Below are 20,974 nucleotides of genomic sequence, written 5' to 3'. Positions count from 1 at the left end.
GGCGACATTGCCGCCTCAGATCCCCTCCCCCGGCAGAATGTCGTCAACCGGCCGCAGCCGGATCATAACCTTGTCGATCCGGCGCCCATCCATGTCGACGACTTCGAAGCGGATGTCCTGCCAGTCGAAGACGTCACCCGCCGCCGGCACGCGTTCCATGTGCCAGAGCAGGAAACCGGCCAGAGTGGCATAGTCGCCCTCGCCGTGAAGATCCTGACGGTCGAGCAGGCGCTCCACCTCGCCGATCGCCATGCGGCCATCGGCAAGCCAGCCGCCCTCGGGCCGCGCCACCGCTGCCGGGCGATCGTCATCCCAGCCGAGCGCGGTTTCCCCCGCAATCGCCGACAGGATGTCGGTGGCGGTAACCACGCCCTCGACACCGCCATATTCATCCACCACCAGCGCCATGGGCTCACGTTCATCGCGAAGCATGGCGATCATCTTCAGCAGCGGCACGCCCTCGTGCACCACCAGCACAGGCCGGGCGAGTGTGGCCATGTCGGGTGTTCCGCCGGCTAGGACGACATCCAGAATGTCACGCGTGGCGACGATGCCCACCGGCTCGTCCAGGCTGCCGCGGGCGACGGGATAGCGCGAGCGCGCGCTCCCCGAGATTCTGTCCAGCTGCTCGCCGAACGGCCGGTCGGCATCGAGCCAGATCACGTCGTGGCGCGGCGTCATCACCGTGCGCACCGGCCGGTCGTCCAGAGCAAAGACGCTGTCGATCAGGCTCTGCTCGGCGCGATGAATGGCCCCGCTATCGGCGCCCTCGCGCACCATGGCCCGGATTTCATCCTCGGTGACGGCCTCGGTTGCAGTGGTATCGACCCTGAGCAGCCTGAGCCCGCCTTCGGTGGACACCCGCAGCAGCCAGATCGCCGGCGTGGCGATCACCGCCAGCACCGACATCGGCCGCGCGACCGCCATGGCGATGGTGGTCGCATGGGCCAGCGCCAGCCGCTTGGGGATCAGCTCGCCCACCACCAGCGACACATAGGTGACGCCGGCGACGACCAGGCCCACGGCCACCGGCCGGGCATGGGGCTCGAAGCCCGGAATGGTCGCCAGCACATCCGCCAGCGGCCCGGCAAGGGTGGCCCCTGAATAGGCGCCGGCCAGCACACCCACCAGGGTGATGCCGATCTGTACGGTGGAGAGGAAGCGGGTCGGGTCGTCGGCCAGCCGCAGCGCAGCGGCTGCCGACCGGTCACCGGCCGAGGCCCGCTCCACCAGCCGCGGACGACGGGCGGAGACCAGGGCCATTTCCGACATCGCGAAAACCGCATTCAGCAGGATCAGCGCGAAGACGATCAGTATTTCGAAGATCACGACGGTGCGACGTTGCTCGTGGCCCGGCGACGGCGCCGGCGGCTCTTGGCCAGGATGTTGAGACCTTCGACCAGCGCCGAGAAGGCGATGGCGAAGTAGAGATAGCCCTTCGGTATATGGAAATGCAGCCCGTCCGCGATCAAGGCCACGCCAACCAGAAGCAGGAAGGACAGGCAGAGCATTTTCACCGACTGATGCCGCTCGACGAAGCGGCCGACCGGGGCGGCCGCCACGATCATCACGATCATGGCCGCGATCACCGCCGCCACCATCACCGGCAGATGCTGCGCCATGCCGACCGCCGTGATGACGCTGTCGAGCGAGAACACGATGTCGAGCAGCGCGATCTGCACGACGGCGGCCGCGAAGCTCAGATGAACCTTCGCCTGACCGGCACCGTGCTCCTCATCGCCATCCACCGTGTGATGGATCTCGGTGGTGGCCTTGGCCAGCAGAAACAGGCCGCCTGCAATCAGGATCACATCGCGCCAGGACAGCGCGAATCCCCAGATGTCGACAAGCGGCGCCGTCAGGCCGGCGACCCACGAGATGGCCGCAAGCAGGATCAGTCGGGTGACCAGCGCGAGGGCCAGCCCGACGCGCCGGGCAGTATCCCGCCGTTCCGGGGCGACCCGGCCGGCGATGATCTGAACGAACAGCAGATTGTCGATGCCGAGAACGATTTCCAGCACCGCAAGGGTGAGGAAGCTGAGGATGACCTGCGGATCGGTGAGCAGATCGAGCATGGAGCCCGTAAGCCTTCCTGAAGCGGAAAAATTTCACGGCGATCAGCATACCCCTACGGGCCGCCACGGCGATGCCGGCAATTCATCCAGGGTTGACGATTTCCGACGACATGGCATCGAAGACACAGCCGCGGGCGGCATCCGTTCCGTTCAGGCGGTCTGCGGCAGCGGCAAGACCTCGCCGTCGCCGCTCCCGGCATCGAATTCCGCCTCCAGGCCCTCGACCAGGCTGCCGAGCATCCAGAACAATCGCTCGCACAGATTGGTTGCCAGCAGCAGGCGGCCGCGATCGCCGGCCGACAGCGCCTCTTCCGCCGCCAGATAGCTGCTGCGGATCCGGCCCATGGTCTCGGCACGGTCACCGGTCATCGCCCTGAGCAGCATCCGCTCCTCGGGGTCCGCGCTCCGCGCCACCTCGGCCAGCGTCATCACCACCGCATCGATGCCGTCCACCATGCCGCGCGACACCCGCCCCATCGCCCCCGGATCACCGAGTCGGTCGATAAGGGTGCCCGCCAGTTCGGCAAAGGTCTGAATCACGCCTTCGATGCGCTGATGATTGGCCACGGCACGAGCCAGCCGCTCATAGGCGGTGGCGGACAGGTCGGCGGCGGACAGATCCCGCAGCACCTCCGCGATCCGCCCGTGCAGGGTCAGCAGCCCGTCGACCCGCTGGGCCTGCGCGGCCATGCCTGCGGCCGCATCGCCCGGACCGGCTGCGATCGCCGACAGATGCGCCAGATGGGCGACCAGCCGGCGCTGTTCCAGGATGGCGAGATCGAGCGCGCCGGCCGGATCCCGCAGCATGCCGTCTTCCAGAAAGGCGGGCTGGGCATCCGCCTCCACCCGGCTCACCGGCCAGAGCCGGGCCAGGACCGGCGCGATCCACGACAGCAGCAGGCCGGACAGTCCGGCGCCGACCAGATTGAACAGCAGAAAGGCCCAGGCGACGGTGCGGCCCGCATCGCCGGTCAGCCCCGCGATCGCCCGGATCGGGCCGAAGCCGGTCAGGCCGGCGCTTTCCGCCAGCAGCAGCGGCAGGGTCACGGCCGTGCCGACAAGGTTGACCAGCACCTGGAACATGGCGAGCTGTCGCGCCCGACCGGTCATGCTGCGGGTGAGCAGCGCCATGTTGAGCGCGGTGCCGAAATTGGCGCCGAAGGCGAGCGCGATCGCCTGTTCCGGCCCGAACAACCCGGCACCGGCCAGCGAGATCCCGATCATGCCCACGGCCGACGAGGACTGCACGGCCAGGATCAGCAGGGCAGCGGCCAGGAACACCAGGATATCGTGGCCGCTGATCGCCGCCATGGTGCCGGTGACGATGTCGAGCCCGGCGATCGGTACCGTTCCCTGGCGCAGCAGTCCCAGCCCGAACAGCAGCAGCCCGGCGCCGAACAGGGCCGAGATCTGGTCCCGCCAGGGCGCGAAGCGGGCGCGGGTCATCGCGATGCCGGTAAGGCCGATGACGGCATAGACCACGATGCGCACATCGAACGTCGCGACGAACAGCAGGCCGCAGACCCCGACATTGACACCGGTCATGACCATCATGGCCCGCTCGGCCCTGATCAGCGCCGCCCGGATCATGCCGGCCAGGATGAAGGTGGCGACCTGGGTGGACTGGGTGACGGCCGCCATCACCAGCCCCATGCCCGCAGCCTTCAGGGGCCCGTCGGTGCTGCGGGCGACCGCAACCCGGACCCGGCGGCCCGCCAGGCGTTTCAAGGCATCGCCCAGCGTGCGGGCCCCCAGGAAGAACAGGCCCAGCCCGGCCAGGGCCGTGGTAACGTCGAGCAGCATTCCATCTGAGCCGGAGAAGATCGGGACCGGACCATCGGTCCCGCAGGATGCGGAGTGTGCCGTACCACCCCCACGCGCTGCAATCCTCGCCCCGCAACGTCATTCAACTGTCATATACTGTCCGCCATGGACAAAATCCCTTGGGCAAAGGGCTGTCACCTGATATGGAATCCGGAACGGTTCCAGGGGCCGCACCTCAGTGTTCCTGACGGTCACCGGCGGACCCGGGCTCAAGTTGACGGGAGCGAAGATGCAGATCGAGCGTCAGTCCATCGGAACGGTCGTCGTCCTCAGCCCTAAGGGCCGGCTGGACGGCACCAGTTGTCCGGCTTTCGAAGCCGAGGTTCTGGCGGCGCTGGAGTCCTCGTCGGGCCGGCTGGCGGTGGATCTTGCCGGGCTGGACTATATCAGCAGCGCCGGTCTGCGGGTTCTGCTGATCGCGGCCAAACGGTCGAAGGCCAGCGGCGGCAAGGTGGTGCTGTCGGGCATGCGGCCCGAGATCCGCGAGGTCTTCGATATCAGCGGTTTCAGCGCGATCTTCCAGATCCTGCCCGGCCGCGACGAGGCGATCGCCGCTTTCGCCTGATCATCCGCCACCACGCGGCCGGCCAGGCCCGGCTGCGCCACACGCGCCCCGGATCAGGGAACCGCGCCATGACCGCAGTGACCGAACTGGCCCTTGCGGCCGATCTGAGCGAACTGACCCGGCTTGCGGATGCCATCGAGACCTTTTGCGACGAGCATGCCCTGCCGCCCGCGGTCTCGTATCAGATCTCGCTCGCGGCTGATGAGCTGATCACCAATGTGATCAGCTACGGCTTTCCCGATGGTGCCACGGGCCTGCCGATCACGGTGCGGCTTGCCGCCGGCGAGGATGACGGGGCATCGGTGACGGTCGTCATCGTCGACGACGGCCCCGCCTTCGATCCCTTCGCCGAGGCGCCGCCGCCGGTGCTCGACGGCGATATCGAAGATCGGCCGATCGGCGGGCTGGGCGTGCATCTGGTCCGCAGCATGATGGATCAGGTGGAATATGCGCGTGTCGACGATCGCAATGTGGTGACGCTGCGCAAACGGATCCCGGCCGGCATCGCCGACGACTGACCGCCCCTGCCTGATCGTCGCATATCGGGGCCCGGCCATGCCGGGCCCTTTCTTGTATCCCCCGCTCATATCCCCCCGCTCACGCGGCGGTTTACGCACGCCAGAAGCCTTTCGACGCCACTGCGCTGCGCAGCACTGTTGTTCTCTGCCGAAAAGATGGGCAGGATTCACCTGGGGAGCGGCCGGTTTCCGGGGAAGATCCGGCCGCAGATCGATGGCACGGCATTTGCTGGTCATGCTGTCGAACGTCAACACGGCGGAGGATGCTCTCTTGAGCAATGCGACTGACATCCGGATCTTCGACGAGATGAACGGCTGGGCGACGGCGGGGACCGGCGCGCCCGACGAGGCCCGCACACCAGAAGACGTCAGGTCACCGGAACACGTCAGAGCTGCCTATGCGGAAATCAGGGCATGGTTGACGCAGACACCACATGACCGCCTGCAATTGAAGCGCCGGGAGGCGGAGGTTCTGTTCCGGCGGATCGGCATCACCTTTGCGGTCTATGGCGAAGGGGGCGATCCCGAGCGTATCCTGCCCTTCGATCTTGTCCCACGGATCGTGACCGGCGAGGAATGGTCCACCCTGTCCCGCGGGCTGGCCCAGCGTGTCCGGGCGCTCAATGCCTTCCTGACCGACATCTACCACGGCCAGGACATTCTGAAGGCGGGCGTGATCCCCGCGGATCTGGTTCTGCGCAATGTGGGCTACCTGCCGCAGATGCAGGGCCTGAAGGTCCCCGGCAACGTCTATACCCATATCGCCGGCATCGATCTGGTGCGGACCGACGAGAACGACTTCTTCGTGCTGGAGGACAATGTCCGCACGCCTTCGGGCGTCTCGTACATGCTTGAGAACCGCGACGTGATGATGCGGCTCTTCCCCGACCTTCTGTCCGCCCATCAGGTCCGCCCGGTCGATCACTATCCGTCCAGCCTGCGCGACACGCTGTGCTCGGTTGCGCCGCCGAACATGGCCGCCGGCCAGCCGACGGTGGTTCTCCTGACGCCCGGCATCTACAACAGCGCCTATTACGAGCACACCTTCCTGGCCGATCAGATGGGCGTGGAACTGGTCGAGGGGCCGGATCTCTTCGTTTCGGAAAACAAGGTCTTCATGCGGACCACCGAGGGACCGAAGCGGGTCGACATCATCTATCGCCGCATCGACGACGCCTTCCTGGACCCGCTGGTCTTCCGGCCCGACAGTCAGCTGGGCGTGCCGGGGCTGATCGATGCCTATCGCGCAGGCAATGTGACGCTCGCCAATGCCGTCGGCACGGGCATCGCCGACGACAAGATGATCTACACCTTCGTCCCCGACATGATCCGCTTCTATCTGGGCGAAGAACCGCTGCTCAACAACGTGCCGACCCGCTGGTGCGGCCGGAGCGATGATTGCCGCTATGTGCTGGAACATCTGGATGAGCTGGTGGTGAAAGAGGTTCGTGGCTCAGGCGGCTACGGCATGCTGGTCGGCCCCAAATCGACCCGCGCCGAGCAGGCGGCCTATGCCGAGAGGATCAAGGCCAACCCGGAAGACTTCATCGCCCAGCCGACCCTGGCGCTGTCGACCTGCCCGACCCTGGTCGAGGAAGGGGTTGCGCCGCGCCATGTCGACCTCAGGCCCTTCCTCCTGGTCGGTGCCAACGGCGTGTCGCTGGTGCCGGGCGGGCTGACCCGCGTGGCGCTGAAACAGGGCTCGCTGGTGGTGAATTCAAGCCAGGGCGGCGGCACGAAGGACACCTGGGTGCTCGCCCGCTGAGGCGCCGCCCGGCGCCCGCCGTCATCCTGCCGCAGGGGCCGTTCCGGCGGCCCTCTCGACCGATCTTCCCGGGGACCCCCCTCGATGCTCAGCCGTACCGCCGACAACATCTACTGGCTCTCCCGCAACATGGAGCGGGCGGAGAATCTCGCCCGCATCATCGAAGCCGGCCATCGCATGGCTCTGCTGCCCTCGTCCGCCGCCGAGGGTGGCTATGACGAGTGGCGCTCCGCCCTGATCAGCGCCGGCGTCGCCGGCGGCTTCGTCGCCCGCCACGGCGAAGAGGCCGTCGATCAGCGCCGGGTGGTCGATTACATCGCCTTCGATCGCGACAACCCGTCGAGCATCCGCAGTTGCATCGAAAACGCCCGTCGCAATGCCAGGTCGGTGCGCACCGCCCTCACCTCGGAGATGTGGGAAAGCATCAACAGCACCTGGATGGAAATGAACCGCATCGATCCGGCCGACGTCACCGGCACGGAGCTGCGCAACTTTCTGGACTGGATCAAGGAACGCGTCACCCTGTTCCGCGGCAGTGCCTACGGCACCATGATCCGCGACGACGCCTATGCCTTCGTGCGTCTCGGCACCTATGTCGAACGCGGCGACAACACCGCCCGCATTCTCGACGTGAAATACAACATCCTGCTGCCGCCGGAAGAGACGGTGGGCGGTGCGGTCGATGAATATCAGTGGATGTCGATCCTGCGGTCGGTCTCGGCGCATCGCTCGTTCCACTGGCTCTACCGGACCAATGTCCGGCCCTGGCTGGTGGCCGAGTTCCTGATCCTGCGGCCTGAGATGCCGCGCTCCCTGGTCGCCTGCGTCAGAGAGGTCGACACCCAGCTGGACTATCTGGCCAAGCTCTATGGCCGCCGTGCCGAGTGCCACCGTCAGGCCGGTCAGCTTCATGCCCAGCTGACCTATGGTCGCACCGAGGACATCTTTCAGGCCGGCTTGCACGAGTTCCTGACAGACTTCATCATGCGCAATGCGCGGCTCAGCGACGAGATACAGCGCTGTTATCTGTCTTGACCGGGATCGGCGGCGGGTATACCCCGTCGCTCCCGACCATATCGTCGAGGGATTCATGCGCCTGACCGTCGAGCACCAGACCATCTACAGCTATGGGCGGCCGGCCCGGTACGCGATCCAGGCGTTACGCCTGACGCCTCCGGATCTGGCGGCGCAGCGGGTGATTTCGTGGCGGATCGAGGTGGAACCCGCCGCACATCTGGTGCCGCTGACCGACGGCTTCGGCAACCGGGTGCATCAGCTGACCCTCGATCATGATCATGACCGGCTGGCGGTGACGGTGCGTGGCATCGTGGAGACGACGGACACGGCGGGTGTCGTCGGCCGCGACCTGCCCGACACCCTGTCGCCGGAGGTCTTCCTGCGCGAGACGCCGCTGACCACGGCCGACGACGCACTGAAAGCGTTCGCCGACCAGGTTCGCCCGGTTCTTGAGACCGACGGTGCCGTGGCGGCCATGCATGCCGTTCTGCGGCTGACCGCCGGACGGGTCGCCTATGTCAAGGGCGCCACCGATGCCCGGACCACCGCCGCCGAGGCGCTGGCCCATGGGCGCGGCGTATGCCAGGACCACGCCCATGTTTTCATCACCGTGGTGCGGGAACTGGGCATACCCGCCCGCTATGTCAGCGGCTATCTCTCGCCCAATGATGACGACCACGCCGAAAGCCCGGGCGGCGAAGCCAGTCATGCCTGGGCGGAAGCCTGGCTGGAGGGGCTGGGCTGGGTCGGCTTCGATCCGTCGAACGGCATCAGCCCCACCGGTTCCTATATCCGCCTTGCCCATGGTCTCGACTATCTGGACGCCGCCCCCGTGCGCGGCATCCGTATCGCCGGCGACGAGGAACACCTCGCCGTTCGCGTCCACGTCACGGAACAGGCCCAACAGTGAAGGCGGGACGAAAGCGGGTTCCGCCAGCCCGCCCCTTCGACACCGCGCCCCTCAGACGGATCCCCACCCTCATGACATACTGCGTCGGATTGAAGATGCGCGCCGGACTGGTGATGCTCTCCGACACCCGGACCAATGCCGGCGTCGACAACATCTCGACCTATCGCAAGACCACGCTCTGGGGGCGCCCGGGCAAATCGGTCCTGTGCCTCACCGCTGCCGGCAATCTGGCCATCACCCAGGCGGTGGTCAACCGGCTGCGGCGCGGCCTGGAAGACGGCCGCCATCTGGACGACGCCCCCGACATGGTTTCGGCAGCCGAGATCGTGGGTGAATCGATCCGGGCCGTCCACCGTGCCGACGGGCCGGCGCTGGAGGCTCACGACACCGCCTTCAACGTCACCTTCCTGCTGGGTGGCCAGATCCGGGGCGGCGATATCCGTCTGTTCCAGATCTACTCGGCCGGCAATTTTATCGAGGCGATGAGCGACACCCACTACCTTCAGATCGGTGAGCACAAATACGGCAAGCCGATCCTCGACCGGGTGATGGGGCCGGAGACCCGCATTCACGATGCGATCAAGCTCGCCATGATCTCGATGGACAGCACGCTGCGCAGCAATCTGTCGGTCGGCATGCCGATCGACCTGACCGTCATCCGCTCGGATACTTTCGAATATGATCTGGAGCGACGGATCGACGAAACCGACCCCTATTTTCTTTCTATCCGCCAGCGCTGGTCCGAGGCACTGCGGGCCGCCTATCTGGATCTGCCCGATCCGGAGTGGTGACGCCTCCTGTGGCTGAGGCCCAGGAACAGACTCAGGTCCAGGAACAGACTCAGGCCCGAAAAAAGGCCCCGGCCCTTTTCCAGGACCGGGGCCTTTCTGCATGACGGGCAATGTCAGCGGCGGCTGATGACCCACACCGCATGGATGATGCCGGGCAGCCAGCCGAGCAGCGTCAGCAGGATGTTGATCCAGAAGTGCTTGGTCAGGCCGACCTCCAGCAGCACGCCCAGCGGCGGCAGGATCACCGCGACGATGATGCGGAACAGGTCGCCCAGAAAGCTGTCCTTGCGTCCCTCCATGGATGGACCTCCGTCTTTCGGGAAAGGCGGCTCGCGCAGGGTGCGAAAGCTGACCGATATGTAAGGAGGGCGGCCGGTCACGTCGACCGCGCCGCCTCGTGATGTTTTTGCGACGGAAACCGTCGGGGTGGCGATCAGTCGCCGATATCGATGTCGTCCTTGTCGGTCAGGGCGCCGGTCAGGCCACCGGCCGCGCCACCGACCAGGGCGCCGCCGAGCACGCTGCCGCCGGTGGCGGCACCGATCGCGGCACCCGCACCGGCACCCAGGCCGGCGCCGGTCAGGCCGCGGCGTTCAGGCGTGTTGCCGCAGGCAGCAAGTGCAAGGGCGGCAACGCAGACGGCGGCGGCGGCAAGGGCTTTGGGGCTATGCTTCATGGCGGACATGGTTTCGGTGCTCCTCCTTCAGGGGACCGTCGCCGGGGGTGAGCCTGCCATTGCATGATGTGGTTGCAAGAGCGGTGCGCATCGGGGGACGCGCGGGCCGGTTCGACGATCTGTGGCGCCACGGTCGATGTCTCGACATCGGCAGGTCGTGTGCGCCTCGGCTATGAGGAGAATGTAGGACCGACAGCCTTCGATTGCGTGAAGCAAAGATGGGACCTTCAATAGCCACACCTTCCTCTACATCGCAATACTCGATGGCAGGCCGCGCCCTTTTCATGACACACCGGGCATAAGCCAGGCTTTACAGCACAAGGCGCTGCGGGCTTCGTGTCATATTCAGCATGTCGGGAGCTTTATGGCAGAGGGACCGACGAGGTCAGTCGGCCGTAATCCGGTAGCCGACGCCCGGCTCCGTACGAATCAGGTCCAGATCGCCCGCCCCGCGATCCAGCTTGCGCCGCAGACGGCTGATCAGGGTCACGACCGTGCGGTCGGATACCGCATCGGCCCGCTTCGATACCACTTCCAGCAGGTATTCGCGGGTCACGGGCCGGCCGCCGGCCTGAACGATGGCGGCCAGCAGGTCGAATTCCCCGCGCGTCAGCCGTACGACCTCGCCATCCGGGTCGGCGATCTCGCGCCGGGTAAGGTCGATGGTCCAGCCGCGGACATGGCGGACATCGGCGCCTATGGTCTCGGGCATCATGCGCCGGCGCCTCAGGACCGCGCGGACCCGGGCGGTCAGCTCCCGCAGGCTGAAAGGGCGGACCAGGAAGTCGTCGGCGCCCATGTCGAGGCCGATCACCCGTTCCACCTCGTCGTCACGCTTGCTGACGAAAACCAGGCCGGGCTGGCCATTGGCCAGGATACGCCGGCCGAGTGCAAGGCCGTCGACGGTGCGGCCGTCGCAATCCAGAACCACCAGATCCACAGGTCGGTCGGCAAGCTGATCGCAACTTGCGCGATTGGCGATTAATGCGGCAGATATTATCCCGGAGGTTTTGAGGTAGTCGGCAATGCGACGCGCCTCGCCGATGTCTTCCGACAGCACGGCAACGCGATCTCTAGGTTCAGACGGAAGTGCCGCCCCGTTATGCCGCAGAGTCACGCCTCTGCCCCCGATCCATCCCGCACGGCGGATAGTCGTCCGCCAGCCTCTACCCTTGGACTGCTTGTTAACTCGCCTTATATACCGGGGCGCCGGCGCTTGCATCCTGAAAAGGACATCCGGCGGACCGGTACCGCAACGGTCGGCCCGCCAGGCGGTACACTTCAGATGGCAGGCGCGGCTTTCCGGTCACAGCAGAGCGGCTTTGCCCGTCAATGGACATGATATCTCGCATGTCGCATAAACGGCCATTGACCCGCGCCGTGGCGGGATTTACCAAACAGGGGGATCATGGCGTTGAATGCGAAAGCGGGCGCGTGCGGCCCCCGCGACAAAGGGCCCAGCGCGGCGGGAACATGGACAAGGGCACAGGCTCTCACGATCAGGTGACGGACGAATTGCGCAAGCGCATCGGCGACATAATCGACCATGCTTGGCGGGATGCGGAATTCCGCGCCCTGTGCAGGACGAATCCGCGTCAGGCCCTGGCGGCCCATGGCATCGACCTGCCGGCCGATGTCAGCCTGGTCGTGGTCGAAAATACGCCGGATCGCGTGCATCTGGTCATTCCGCCGGTCGCCCAGGATGCCGATGGCACCGATCTGTCGGACGACGCCCTTGATGCCGTCGCCGGCGGAGTCGGTGGTCCGGTTGTGGCACCTGGTGGAGATGACATGCTGTTGGTTTTCGGCTCGGGCGGCGTGACATTCACTCTGGGCGGAGGATGACAGGTCATGAGCGAAGTGACCCGGGTGCTGGCCGATCTGCTGCGCCGTGCCGCCAAAGATGCCGCCCTGCGTGACCGGCTTAAGGCAAACCCGGTCGCCGTGCTCGCCGACGCCGGGCTGGATGTTCCCGAAGGCTGCGAGGTCGTGGTGCTGGAAGACCGGCGCGACCGGATGCATCTGGTTCTGCCCTCGCCGCTGATGGCCTATGACGACCTGGATCAGGCCGCCGATGCCGGCGGCGATGTGGTTACCGTCGGTGACGCGGCCTTTGCCGCCGGCCTGTTCCCGAGGACCGACGGCAGCCGATGAGCGCCGGGTCCCCGATCCGGCACCGGTCAGGCCAGCGGCCCCGTGCCTGGCCTCTTGCCACCACCATCGCGGCGATCATGGCAGCGACGGCACCGGCCGGCGCACAAACCCTGTCCGAAACCCTGGCCGCCGCTTATCTCGCCAATCCGGATCTGGCGGTCGGACGGGCGCGCCTCGATGTCGTCAATGAACAACGGCCTCAGGCGTTGGGCGGTTTTCTGCCCAGCCTCTCGGCAACCGCCAGCCGAGACGTACAGGACCTGACCTATGACGGGGCGGTCAGCCGCACCAACCGCCAGGACCAGCAGGCGCTCACCCTCAGCCAGCCGGTCTATAGCGGTGGCGCCGCCACGGCCGGGCTCGATCGGGCCGAGAACACCATCCGGGCCGAGCGGGCCCGGCTCAGGACCACCGAAGCCGACGTGCTTCTCGCCGCGGTCACCGCTCATGTCGACGTCGCCCGGGATCTCGACGTTCTGGACCTCAACCGCCAGTCCCGCGAGCTGTTGGTGCGGCGGCTGGATCAGACCCGCGCCCTTCACGATCTGGGGGATGCCACCGCCGCAGATCTTGCCCAGGCCGGTGCGCGGGTGGCGGATGCGGAGGCACGGGTGGTTGCCGCCGAAGCCGCGCTCGCCAAATCGCAGGCCACCTATCTGGCGGTGACGGGCCGGGAGCCGGCTGATCCGGATCCGGCCCCTCTGCCTGCAAGCCTGCCCGACAGTCTGAACACCGCCCTGCTCCGTGCCAGAGAGGCCAATCCGCAGATCCTGGCTGCCGGCTTCGCGACCGAGGCCGCCACCGACGGCATCGCGGTCAGCCGCGGTGCCCTGCTGCCCAAGGTCTCCCTTACCGGCAGCCTCAGCCGCAACCGCTCCAGCCTGGATATCAATCCGCGCGAAACCGAGGCGGCGGCCGTCGGCCTTCAGTTGACCGTGCCGATCTACAGTGCCGGCATCGCCGAGAGCCGCCTGCGCGAGGCCCGCAAGGCCGCCGCCGAAGCCCGGCTGTCCCGCGTGGCCACCGAGCGCAGCATCGTCGAGCGGACCGAACGGGTCTGGCGCGACATGCTGGCGGCCCGTGCCGCCATCACCGCACGCGAAGCCCAGGTCGAAGCGGCGACAACCGCACTCGACGGCGTGGCGCGCGAGGTCGATCTGGGCCGCCGCCCGTTGATCGATCTGCTGGATGCCCAGCGCGATCTGCTCGATGCCAGCGAAGCGCTTGCCGGGGCACGCCGGGATCTGATCGTCGCCGCCTTCGGAGTGCTGGCCGCCACGGGCGGGCTTGAAGCGCGCGCACTCGGGCTCGATGTGCCGTATCATGATCCCACTGGCGATTATGAGGCGGTCAAATGGCGCGTGTTCGTGAACCCCGTCACCGGGGAGTGAAATCTCACCCGAGCGGAAAAGGCCCGTCGGCATGGCTTGTGGCGATGCTGGTCTGCTGCGTTCTGCCACGTGTCGCACCCGCCCAGGAAGTCTATGGCTCGACGCTCGACGCCCAGGCCAGCGCTGCCCGGACTGCCGCAGCCGAAGACGGCGTGGAGGTCGCGGCACTCGCCGAAGCCTTCTGTGCCGTCTATCCCGACCTCCGCAGCGGTGGCCTGCCCGCCCCTGCCGGCCGTCATGCCCTGGAACCGTTGATCACCCTTGGTCTGGATGGCGCCCTCACCGCTGCCCGGCATCTTCACGACGCCGCCATCCGGCAGGCGCCAGGCGACAAACCGCCCTTCGCCGATGGCGATCTGTTCTCCAGCTTGTTCGAAGGCGCGACCAGCTGCCGTGTCGGCGCGGTGACCCTGGCACGCAACACCGCATCGGTCGAGCTGCGCTATGCCCATGAAGCTGGCACGCTGATGACCAGCTGGACCGACCGCCTGTCGATCCTGCGCGGCAACGACGGCTGGCGGATTGATGATGTTGTCTATGACGGGCGGTGGGACTTCGCCAACACCGGGAGCCTGCGCGGCATGATCGAGAGCGCCGCCGCCGCCGATGCCGGTCTGCCGCTGGCGGACTGACGACCCGTCAGAGCAGCTGACGCCGGGCCAGGGCAGCGAATTCACCATCCAGCGCCATCAGACTGCGATAGTCGCCCTGCTCCACCAGCCGGCCGGCCTTCATGACATAGATCTGATGGGCGTCCTGGATGGTCGAAAGCCGGTGCGCGACCACGATCCGGGTCATGTTGAGCTTCGAAATGCTGTCATTGACGATGGCCTGGGTGCGGTTGTCGAGCGCGCTGGTCGCCTCGTCCAGCACCAGGATGCGCGGCCGGTGGACCAGGGCCCGGGCGATCATCAGCCGCTGCCGCTGCCCGCCCGAAAGCGTGCCGCCGCCTTCCGACAGCACCGTATGCATGCCCATCGGCAGGGCCCGGATATCCTCGTCGAGGCCGGCGAGCCGCGCCGCCGTCCAGGCATCTTCCTGGGTGAGCGGCCACGAACCCACGATGTTGTCGAAGATGCTGCCCGACATCAGACGGCCGTTCTGGAGCACCACGCCGATCTGCCGGCGCAGCGCCGTCAGGTCCAGGCCGGCCTGATCCATGCCGTCGAAATAGACACCGCCCGATTGCGGCAGTTCGAAGCCGAGCAGCAGGCGCAGCAGGGTGGACTTGCCCGAGCCGCTTTCGCCGACGAAGGCGACATAGCCACCGGACTCGATGGTCAGCGACAGATCATCCAGCACCGGCGGCGCATCGGGGGCGTAAGCGAAGGTGACGTGGGAAAACTCGATCCGGCCGGTGATCTCGCCCGGATGGGCCCGGTCGGGGGTGATCTCGGGCATCTCGGTCAGGATCGGCGTCACCCGCTCGTAAAGCGGGACGATGGCGAGCACGGTGCCGGCGGTTGCAACCAGAGAGGTCATCGCCATGGTCAGCTGGCCGAAGGCGGCGGTGAAGGCCATGAACGGGCCGATGCCGAATTCCGGGCGCCCGTCGGGTCCGGTGAGCAGCGTTGCGACCGAGAGGTAGACCGCCAGCGTGCCCAGCACCGGGAACAGCTGCGCCAGCGCCCCCTGCGCCGCCGCATTCAGCCGCACCCGATAGGTCAGCCGCTTGCGCACCGAGAACTCCTCGGCCCAGCGCGCGAAGGCCCGCGGTTCGGCGGCAGAGACCCGAAGCTTCGACAGCCCCGTCAGCAGCTGGAAGACCAGCCCCTCGATCCGGCCGCCCAGGCTGAGCAGCGCCCGCTGGTCGGGCAGCTGGATCCTGAGCAGAATGCCGGTCACCAGCACCTGCAGCAGCAGCACGCCCAGCGCCACCAGGGCCAGCTTCGCGCTGTACCAGAACAGCAGGGACAGGCTGACCAGAGAAAACAGCGCATCCAGCCCCACCTGAAGTGCCGATCCGGTCAGCAGTTCGCGGATCGCAGAGACGCTGTTGGCCCGGTCGGCCAGATCACCGCCGGTGAACCGACGGAAAAACGGCGCCGGCAGGGCCAGCAGACGGTCCCAGACCGCCGATTGTACCGAACAGTCCATTGTCGCCTGGAGCCGCAACAAAGCGATGCCACGGACCACGGCGAAGGTCAGGATACCGACCGCGCCCGCCAGCAGCGCCAGCACCACCCACAGATGGGTCTGCAGATCAGCCCGCGGGATGACGTTGGAAAACAGGGCCCCGCTGGCGATGGGGGTCAGCAGGCCGGTCAGCGCGGCCAGCAGCCCGCAGGCCATGATGGTGCGCACGTCGCCCTTCAGGCCGTGAAGACCGAAGCGCCAGACCTCCCCCACCGATATCGGCTTGGCCGGAAACGGCCGGTAGAGCATCCAGCCCTCGCCGCTCAGGCTGTCGACCGCGGCACGGGTGAGAGGCCGGCCCGGCCCGGCCGGCCCGTCGGTCTCGGGATCGACCAACCGCCAGCGGCCATCGGCAGCGGGTAGCAGGACCACGGGCCGGCCGCGCTCGCCCGCCCCGGTCTCGCCGATGAAGGCGACCAGGGGCGCGCCCGGGCGGCGCCACCAGTCGCCGGTCAGCGTCACCCGCCGACAGCGCAGCCTCAGGCTCTGGGCGATGTCGAGCACCCGTCCGCCACGCGGTTTCGCGCCGCGGGACGCCGTGTCGATGCCGGTTTCGCGGGCGACACGGTCGACCGCGGCGATCAACGGACCGGCGCCCTCGGTCAGGCCCGCCGCCTCGGACGGGCCATGCCGGTCGAGCAGGCGCCCGATGCGGCCGAGCGACGTCTCGAACCGGCGCCGGCTGGCATCCCGGCGGGTTTCCAGCCGGCCGCCATCCTGCTCGGCCGCCTCGGCGAGCCGCCGGGCGGCTGCCGTCAGCACCATGTGGTGGAAGGCGTCCAGCGCCTCCCAGGCCGTGCCACGGAACAGCACCGTTGGCGTATAGGCCGGCGAAAGGATCGCCTCTTCGGCCGTTTCCACCCAGAGATGGCGGGCGACCGGCACCGGCGGATCGTTGCGGCCGTATTCCAGCTCCGGCAGGCCCAGCAGCCGTACGCGGCCGCTGTTGCACTGAACCCAGATCACATCTTCGGGCTGCGGCCCCAGAACCCTGCCGGCCGGCACCTGCTGGCCCGGCTCGGCTTCAAGCAGATCAGCCGCCCGGGCACCCGCCCCCGGCACCGCGAGCCCGGCCATATGGCCGATCCAGCGATCCAGCCAGTCGACCACGATCAGGTCGAAATCGCCCTCGGCGACATCGGCGCGCTTCGCCTCGAACAGTTCGGTGCCCATCACCGCAACGGCACGGAGCGCCAGATCGGCCCCCTCTTCCGCCGCGACCAGCGCCCCCGCCGACGGGACCAGGCCGGGCGAGAACACCAGCTCGCCGGCCGGGACGCGGCCGACATGAATGCCGACGCCGATCACCTCGCCGTCACGCACCGGCACGGCATAAAGATCGACCGCGCCTTCCAGCACCAGCCAGATGAGATCGGGCCGGTCGAGCAGGAAGGGATTGTGATAGCCGACCTGACGGCGCACCCCGTCGATCTTGGCCAGCAGTTCGGCCTTGGCCTCGACCAGCTCCGGATCGATCGGCGGCAGACCTGCGCTGTCGGACGGCGCCGCGCTCATCCGCGCCCCCTTGCCGCATCGGTCTGTTCAGAGCGGATCAGCCTGGCATAGGGGCCGTCCTCGCGGATCATGTCTTCGTGCCGGCCCCGCTGGGCGATGCGCCCCCGTTCCAGCACGATGATTTCGTCGCAATCGCGGATCGTCGACAGCCGGTGCGCCACGATCAGGCAGGTGCAGCCGCGATGGCGCAGGCGCTCGTCGATGATCTTCTCGATCTGGGTGTCGAGCGCGCTGGTCGCCTCGTCCAGGATCAGCACTGCCGGGTCGCCGACCAGCGCGCGGGCGATCTCCAGCCGCTGGCGCTGGCCGCCGCTGAAATTGGCGCCGTTTTCGGCAACGGGTGAGTCATATCGCCCGGGCCGCGCTTCGATCAGGTCCAGCAGGGCGGCATCGCGCAGCGCCCGGGTCACGGCCGCCTCGCTGATGGTGTCGTCCCACATGGTCACGTTCTCGCGCACCGTGCCCTCGAACAGAAAGATCTCCTGGTCGACCGAGGCGATGGAACCGGCAAAATAGGCATGGGGCAGGTCTTCGGCGGGGATACCGTCGAACAGCACCCGGCCGCTCCACGGCCGGTAGAGCCCGCAGACCACGCGCGCCACGGTGGATTTGCCGCTGCCCGACCCCCCGACCAGGGCCACGCGCTGTCCGGGGCGGATGGTGAGTGAAAAATCATCGATCAGCGGCGCCTCGGCCTTGTTGTAGCCGAAGGTCAGGTTCTCGATCCGCACCTCGCCGCGCAGGCGCTGCGGCAGCCTGCGGCCCGAGGGCGCATCGATCCGCATCACCTTTTCGGTGGTGTCGAGTGTGGGATCGACGTCATAGCGCAGCACGTCGTCGATCCGCGCCACCTGGCCCTTGATCCCATGCAACTCGCCGCCGAACTGCATCAGCCCGGCAATGGGCGCCGAAAAGCTGGCGAGCAGGCTCTGCACCGCCACCAGACCGCCGACCGTGATGGCGCCCGACATCACCTCCAACCCGCCGATGCCCAGGATCACCGCCGAGGTCAGCGCCGCCATGAAGGCCGGCACCGCATTGACCCACGAGGTGATCCGGCCGACCTGCTGCAGGGCGTTCAGATAGCGGGCATGGACGCCCGCCCAGCGGGCGAAGAAATCGCTCTCGCCACCGCTCGCCTTCAGGGTCTCCAGCAACTGAATGCCGCTGATCGAGGTCGCCGCCAGCGCCCCCTGTTCGCGGGCAAGACGCCGGCCGCCATCTTCCCGCGCCCGCTGCGCCAGTTTCAGCACCACGGCATTGACCAGGGCGAGGCCGATCCCCACGGCCCCCAGCAGCGGCGAATAGCCGATCATGACCACGGCATAGAAGACCATGGTCACCAGCCCGACCGCATTGGTCGCGAACTGGCCCGAGAGCAGCTGCGCGATCCGGTCGCCGGATTCCACCCGCATCGCCACGTCGCCGTGATAGCGCTGAAGGAAGAACTCCACCGGCAATCGGAAAACATGCCAGAGCAGCTTGGCCGAGCCTGAAATCGCCAGCTTCAGTTCCAGCCGGGCCAGATAGCGCATCTGCGCCCAATCGAGCCCGGCCCGGATGATCGCGGTCAGCCCGATACCGATCAGCAGCGGTTTCAGCCAATCCTGCTCGTCGCCGATCAGCACACCGTCGACGAAGAGTTTGGAGAAAACCGGCAGGGCCAGCCCCGGCAGCACCAGCATCAGGGTCAGCATCAGCACCATGGCCAGCGCCGGGCCGCTGCCGCGCAGCCGCTCGGCAAAGGCCTTGAACAGCCCCGGCGGGCGGCCGCCGCGCTTGAACTCCGGCGTCGGCCGGAAGGCCAGGCATACGCCGGTGAAGCCCTGGTCGAATTCCTCCACCGTCATCGCCCGCGGACCCATGGCCGGATCGTTGATCCAGACCCGGTCACGCGTCGCATCCACCCCTTCAAGCACCACGAAATGGTTGAAGTTCCAGAACACGATCATCGGGAAGGGCAGATTGACGACGCTGTCCGGCTCACGCCGGTAGCCGCGGGCCTCGAAGCCGTAGCGCCGTGCGGCCCTGAGCAGGTTGGCGGCCTTGGAGCCGTCACGCGACACGCCGCATTCCCGGCGCAGCACCTCCAGCGGCAGCCAGAGCCCGTGATGGGCCATGATCATCGCCAGCGACGCAGCGCCGCATTCGGTCGCCTCCATCTGCAGGATGGTCGGCACACGGAAGCGGCGCCCCCCTTTGGGGGCGTTGGGCTTGATCAGGCTCTCAGGGGCGGCCGGCGCCGCGGCAGGCGCGGTCACAGCCCGGTCCACTCCTTGAGCAGCGGGATCACCATATCGATCGGCCGCTCGGTCGCGGTCTCGACCTCGACCGAGGCCAGCGTGCCGGCCGAAAGCGCGAGGTCGCTGCCCTTCGACGAGGTCCAGCGATAGCCGGAGGCGCTGGCCGGATCACGATCGATCCGCACCCGGGCCAGAAAGGGCGGGCCCGCCTGCGCAAAACTCTCCACCAGCCCGGGATTGTCGACGATCGCCCGGATGCCGTCGGAGGATACCGGGAAATCCGACACCGACACCAGCTCGCCGGTCAGCGTGCCGAAGCTCTCCCGCGGGGCGGTGGAGGGGCTGATCTGCACCGGCATACCCGGGCGAACCGCCTTGCCGTCGGCCGGTGGCACGAACATCACCACTTCCAGCGTCTCGCCGCCGGTCTGAAGCGCCAGCACCGCCTGGCCCGCAGTCACCTGGGCGCCAGGCAGCTGCTTGATCTCGGTCACACGTCCCGTCTCGGGTGCCGTCACCACGGCACCGCGTGCAGCGCGGGCCTCCAGCTCGGCAACACGGCGCTCCGCCTCGGCGATCGCCTCGTCGGCCTCGCGGCGGCGGCGCTCGGCTGCGATCTCGGCCTCGATCTTGCGCGAGCGGAGATCGGCTGTGCCGCTTTCCACCTCGGCCAGATCCTGGCGCGCCTGCGCGACCTCGTCCCGTGCCCGGGCGAGTGCATCGCGCGTCACCACCTTCTGCGCCAGCAGCGCCTCCAGATCGGAGAGGCGCCCCTGCTGATAGGACAGCCGGCTGCGCGCGGCATTCAGTCGGGTATCCAGCGCCTCGCGCTGCGCGGCCAGGCTCGCTTCCCGCAGGCGGGCCTCCTCGGCCAGATCCTGCTCCAGGCGAGCACGGGCTTCGCGGCGTTCGGCCACCACTGCCCGCAGATTGACAAGCTGCAGGGTCAGGTCGGGATTGGAGATCCGTGCCACCGGCTGGCCGACGGCGACCTCGTCCCCCAGCCCGACCAGAAGCTCGGACAGCGTGCCGGCCCCCAGCGCCGGGGCATCCAGAACCCGGCCGCCCTCGGCGATCAGCAAGCCCTGCCCGGCCTTGCGCACGGGGATTTCGCCCACCACCGACCAGACCACGACCCCGGTCATGGCCGCCGCCACGACAAGCGCCGCCGCCCAGCCCCGCGGGCTGGCGACGGTCAGTGTCTGATCAAGCTGTTCGGGGGAAGACAGGCGGTCGAGGGCCGCCTTCCGGAAGATACCGCTGGCATTCATCGTCGGACCGACATCACCCCCGCACCCACATCCCGACCCAAAGCTAGCCGCCCGGGCGGATGCTGTCCATCGACCGCCGAACCTCCCGTGCCGCCGGCAGGGCTGCAAGCGCCGATGGCTGCC

19 protein-coding genes are annotated in these 20,974 nt (G+C 67.7%); 10 read left to right on the top strand and 9 right to left on the bottom strand.

Annotated features, from left to right (window positions below; translation table 11 throughout):
• Nucleotides 1-15 precede the first annotated feature (15 nt).
• The 3 genes from P7L68_RS15555 to P7L68_RS15545 form a co-directional block, all read right to left on the bottom strand.
• A complete protein-coding gene (locus P7L68_RS15555; protein ID WP_372006536.1) occupies nt 16-1,329 on the bottom strand; it encodes a hemolysin family protein in 1,314 nt (437 codons plus the stop codon).
• On the bottom strand, nt 1,326-2,075 hold the full coding sequence (locus P7L68_RS15550) for a TerC family protein (RefSeq protein WP_372006535.1): 750 nt from the start codon (nt 2,073-2,075) through the stop codon (nt 1,326-1,328). The genes P7L68_RS15555 and P7L68_RS15550 overlap by 4 nt, the downstream gene beginning before the upstream one ends.
• Nucleotides 2,076-2,225: 150 nt before the next feature.
• Nucleotides 2,226-3,878, bottom strand: a complete 1,653-nt coding sequence (locus tag P7L68_RS15545; protein ID WP_372006534.1) for a Na/Pi cotransporter family protein — start codon at nt 3,876-3,878, stop codon at nt 2,226-2,228.
• A 250-nt stretch (nt 3,879-4,128) separates the two neighbouring features.
• Here P7L68_RS15545 and P7L68_RS15540 point away from each other — a divergent pair, with 250 nt between their 5' ends.
• The 6 genes from P7L68_RS15540 to P7L68_RS15515 all read left to right on the top strand — a co-directional run bounded on the left by P7L68_RS15540 (nt 4,129) and on the right by P7L68_RS15515 (nt 9,465).
• Nucleotides 4,129-4,464, top strand: a complete 336-nt coding sequence (locus tag P7L68_RS15540) for an STAS domain-containing protein (protein ID WP_372006533.1) — start codon at nt 4,129-4,131, stop codon at nt 4,462-4,464.
• A gap of 68 nt (nt 4,465-4,532) precedes the next feature.
• Nucleotides 4,533-4,982, top strand: coding sequence for an ATP-binding protein (locus P7L68_RS15535; RefSeq protein ID WP_372006532.1), 450 nt, complete (start codon nt 4,533-4,535; stop codon nt 4,980-4,982).
• Nucleotides 4,983-5,289: 307 nt separating this feature from the next.
• Nucleotides 5,290-6,747: a circularly permuted type 2 ATP-grasp protein gene (locus P7L68_RS15530; RefSeq protein ID WP_372006854.1), complete on the top strand. Its 1,458-nt coding sequence runs from the start codon at nt 5,290-5,292 to the stop codon at nt 6,745-6,747.
• A gap of 84 nt (nt 6,748-6,831) precedes the next feature.
• Nucleotides 6,832-7,782 (top strand): alpha-E domain-containing protein, encoded by a 951-nt coding sequence (locus P7L68_RS15525; RefSeq protein WP_372006531.1) that lies wholly within the window; start codon nt 6,832-6,834, stop codon nt 7,780-7,782.
• A gap of 55 nt (nt 7,783-7,837) precedes the next feature.
• On the top strand, nt 7,838-8,674 hold the full coding sequence (locus P7L68_RS15520) for a transglutaminase domain-containing protein (RefSeq protein WP_372006530.1): 837 nt from the start codon (nt 7,838-7,840) through the stop codon (nt 8,672-8,674).
• 71 nt (nt 8,675-8,745) lie between these two features.
• The gene (locus tag P7L68_RS15515; RefSeq protein WP_372006529.1) at nt 8,746-9,465 is read left to right on the top strand and encodes a peptidase; all 720 of its coding nucleotides are present in this window, start codon (nt 8,746-8,748) and stop codon (nt 9,463-9,465) included.
• A 113-nt stretch (nt 9,466-9,578) separates the two neighbouring features.
• On the opposite strand, the gene P7L68_RS15510 is transcribed toward P7L68_RS15515, so the two are convergent.
• The 3 genes from P7L68_RS15510 to P7L68_RS15500 all read right to left on the bottom strand — a co-directional run bounded on the left by P7L68_RS15510 (nt 9,579) and on the right by P7L68_RS15500 (nt 11,201).
• On the bottom strand, nt 9,579-9,764 hold the full coding sequence (locus P7L68_RS15510; protein ID WP_372006528.1) for a YqaE/Pmp3 family membrane protein: 186 nt from the start codon (nt 9,762-9,764) through the stop codon (nt 9,579-9,581).
• A 134-nt stretch (nt 9,765-9,898) separates the two neighbouring features.
• Nucleotides 9,899-10,150 carry a hypothetical protein gene (locus P7L68_RS15505; RefSeq protein WP_372006527.1) on the bottom strand — a complete coding sequence of 84 codons (252 nt, stop codon included), beginning with the start codon at nt 10,148-10,150 and terminating at the stop codon, nt 9,899-9,901.
• 376 nt (nt 10,151-10,526) lie between these two features.
• On the bottom strand, nt 10,527-11,201 hold the full coding sequence (locus P7L68_RS15500) for a winged helix-turn-helix domain-containing protein (protein WP_372006526.1): 675 nt from the start codon (nt 11,199-11,201) through the stop codon (nt 10,527-10,529).
• A 290-nt stretch (nt 11,202-11,491) separates the two neighbouring features.
• On the opposite strand from P7L68_RS15500, the gene P7L68_RS15495 reads away from it, so the two are divergent.
• From P7L68_RS15495 to P7L68_RS15480, 4 genes are read left to right on the top strand one after another with little or no spacing between them, the layout of a single operon-like run.
• Nucleotides 11,492-11,986, top strand: coding sequence for an NHLP leader peptide family RiPP precursor (locus tag P7L68_RS15495; protein ID WP_372006525.1), 495 nt, complete (start codon nt 11,492-11,494; stop codon nt 11,984-11,986).
• Between the two features lie 6 nt (nt 11,987-11,992).
• Entirely contained in the window at nt 11,993-12,295 is a 303-nt protein-coding gene (locus tag P7L68_RS15490; RefSeq protein ID WP_372006524.1) for a hypothetical protein, read from the top strand.
• Nucleotides 12,292-13,686 carry a TolC family outer membrane protein gene (locus P7L68_RS15485; protein WP_372006523.1) on the top strand — a complete coding sequence of 465 codons (1,395 nt, stop codon included), beginning with the start codon at nt 12,292-12,294 and terminating at the stop codon, nt 13,684-13,686. Before P7L68_RS15490 ends, P7L68_RS15485 begins: the two co-directional genes overlap by 4 nt.
• Before the next feature lie 44 nt (nt 13,687-13,730).
• Nucleotides 13,731-14,318: a hypothetical protein gene (locus tag P7L68_RS15480; protein WP_372006522.1), complete on the top strand. Its 588-nt coding sequence runs from the start codon at nt 13,731-13,733 to the stop codon at nt 14,316-14,318.
• A gap of 7 nt (nt 14,319-14,325) precedes the next feature.
• Here P7L68_RS15480 and P7L68_RS15475 read toward each other — a convergent pair whose 3' ends face one another.
• The 3 genes from P7L68_RS15475 to P7L68_RS15465 are packed head-to-tail and all read right to left on the bottom strand — an operon-like array spanning nt 14,326 to nt 20,851.
• Nucleotides 14,326-17,337: an NHLP bacteriocin export ABC transporter permease/ATPase subunit gene (locus P7L68_RS15475; protein WP_372006521.1), complete on the bottom strand. Its 3,012-nt coding sequence runs from the start codon at nt 17,335-17,337 to the stop codon at nt 14,326-14,328.
• Entirely contained in the window at nt 17,334-19,598 is a 2,265-nt protein-coding gene (locus P7L68_RS15470; RefSeq protein WP_372006520.1) for an NHLP family bacteriocin export ABC transporter peptidase/permease/ATPase subunit, read from the bottom strand. The genes P7L68_RS15475 and P7L68_RS15470 overlap by 4 nt, the downstream gene beginning before the upstream one ends.
• Entirely contained in the window at nt 19,595-20,851 is a 1,257-nt protein-coding gene (locus P7L68_RS15465) for an NHLP bacteriocin system secretion protein (RefSeq protein ID WP_372006519.1), read from the bottom strand. The genes P7L68_RS15470 and P7L68_RS15465 overlap by 4 nt, the downstream gene beginning before the upstream one ends.
• Between the last annotated feature and the right edge of the window lie 123 nt (nt 20,852-20,974).

Origin of the sequence: Tistrella mobilis (genome assembly GCF_041468085.1) — a bacterium.
GTDB classification, from domain to species: domain Bacteria; phylum Pseudomonadota; class Alphaproteobacteria; order Tistrellales; family Tistrellaceae; genus Tistrella; species Tistrella mobilis_A.
This window is presented reverse-complemented; position numbering and strand designations above follow the sequence as displayed.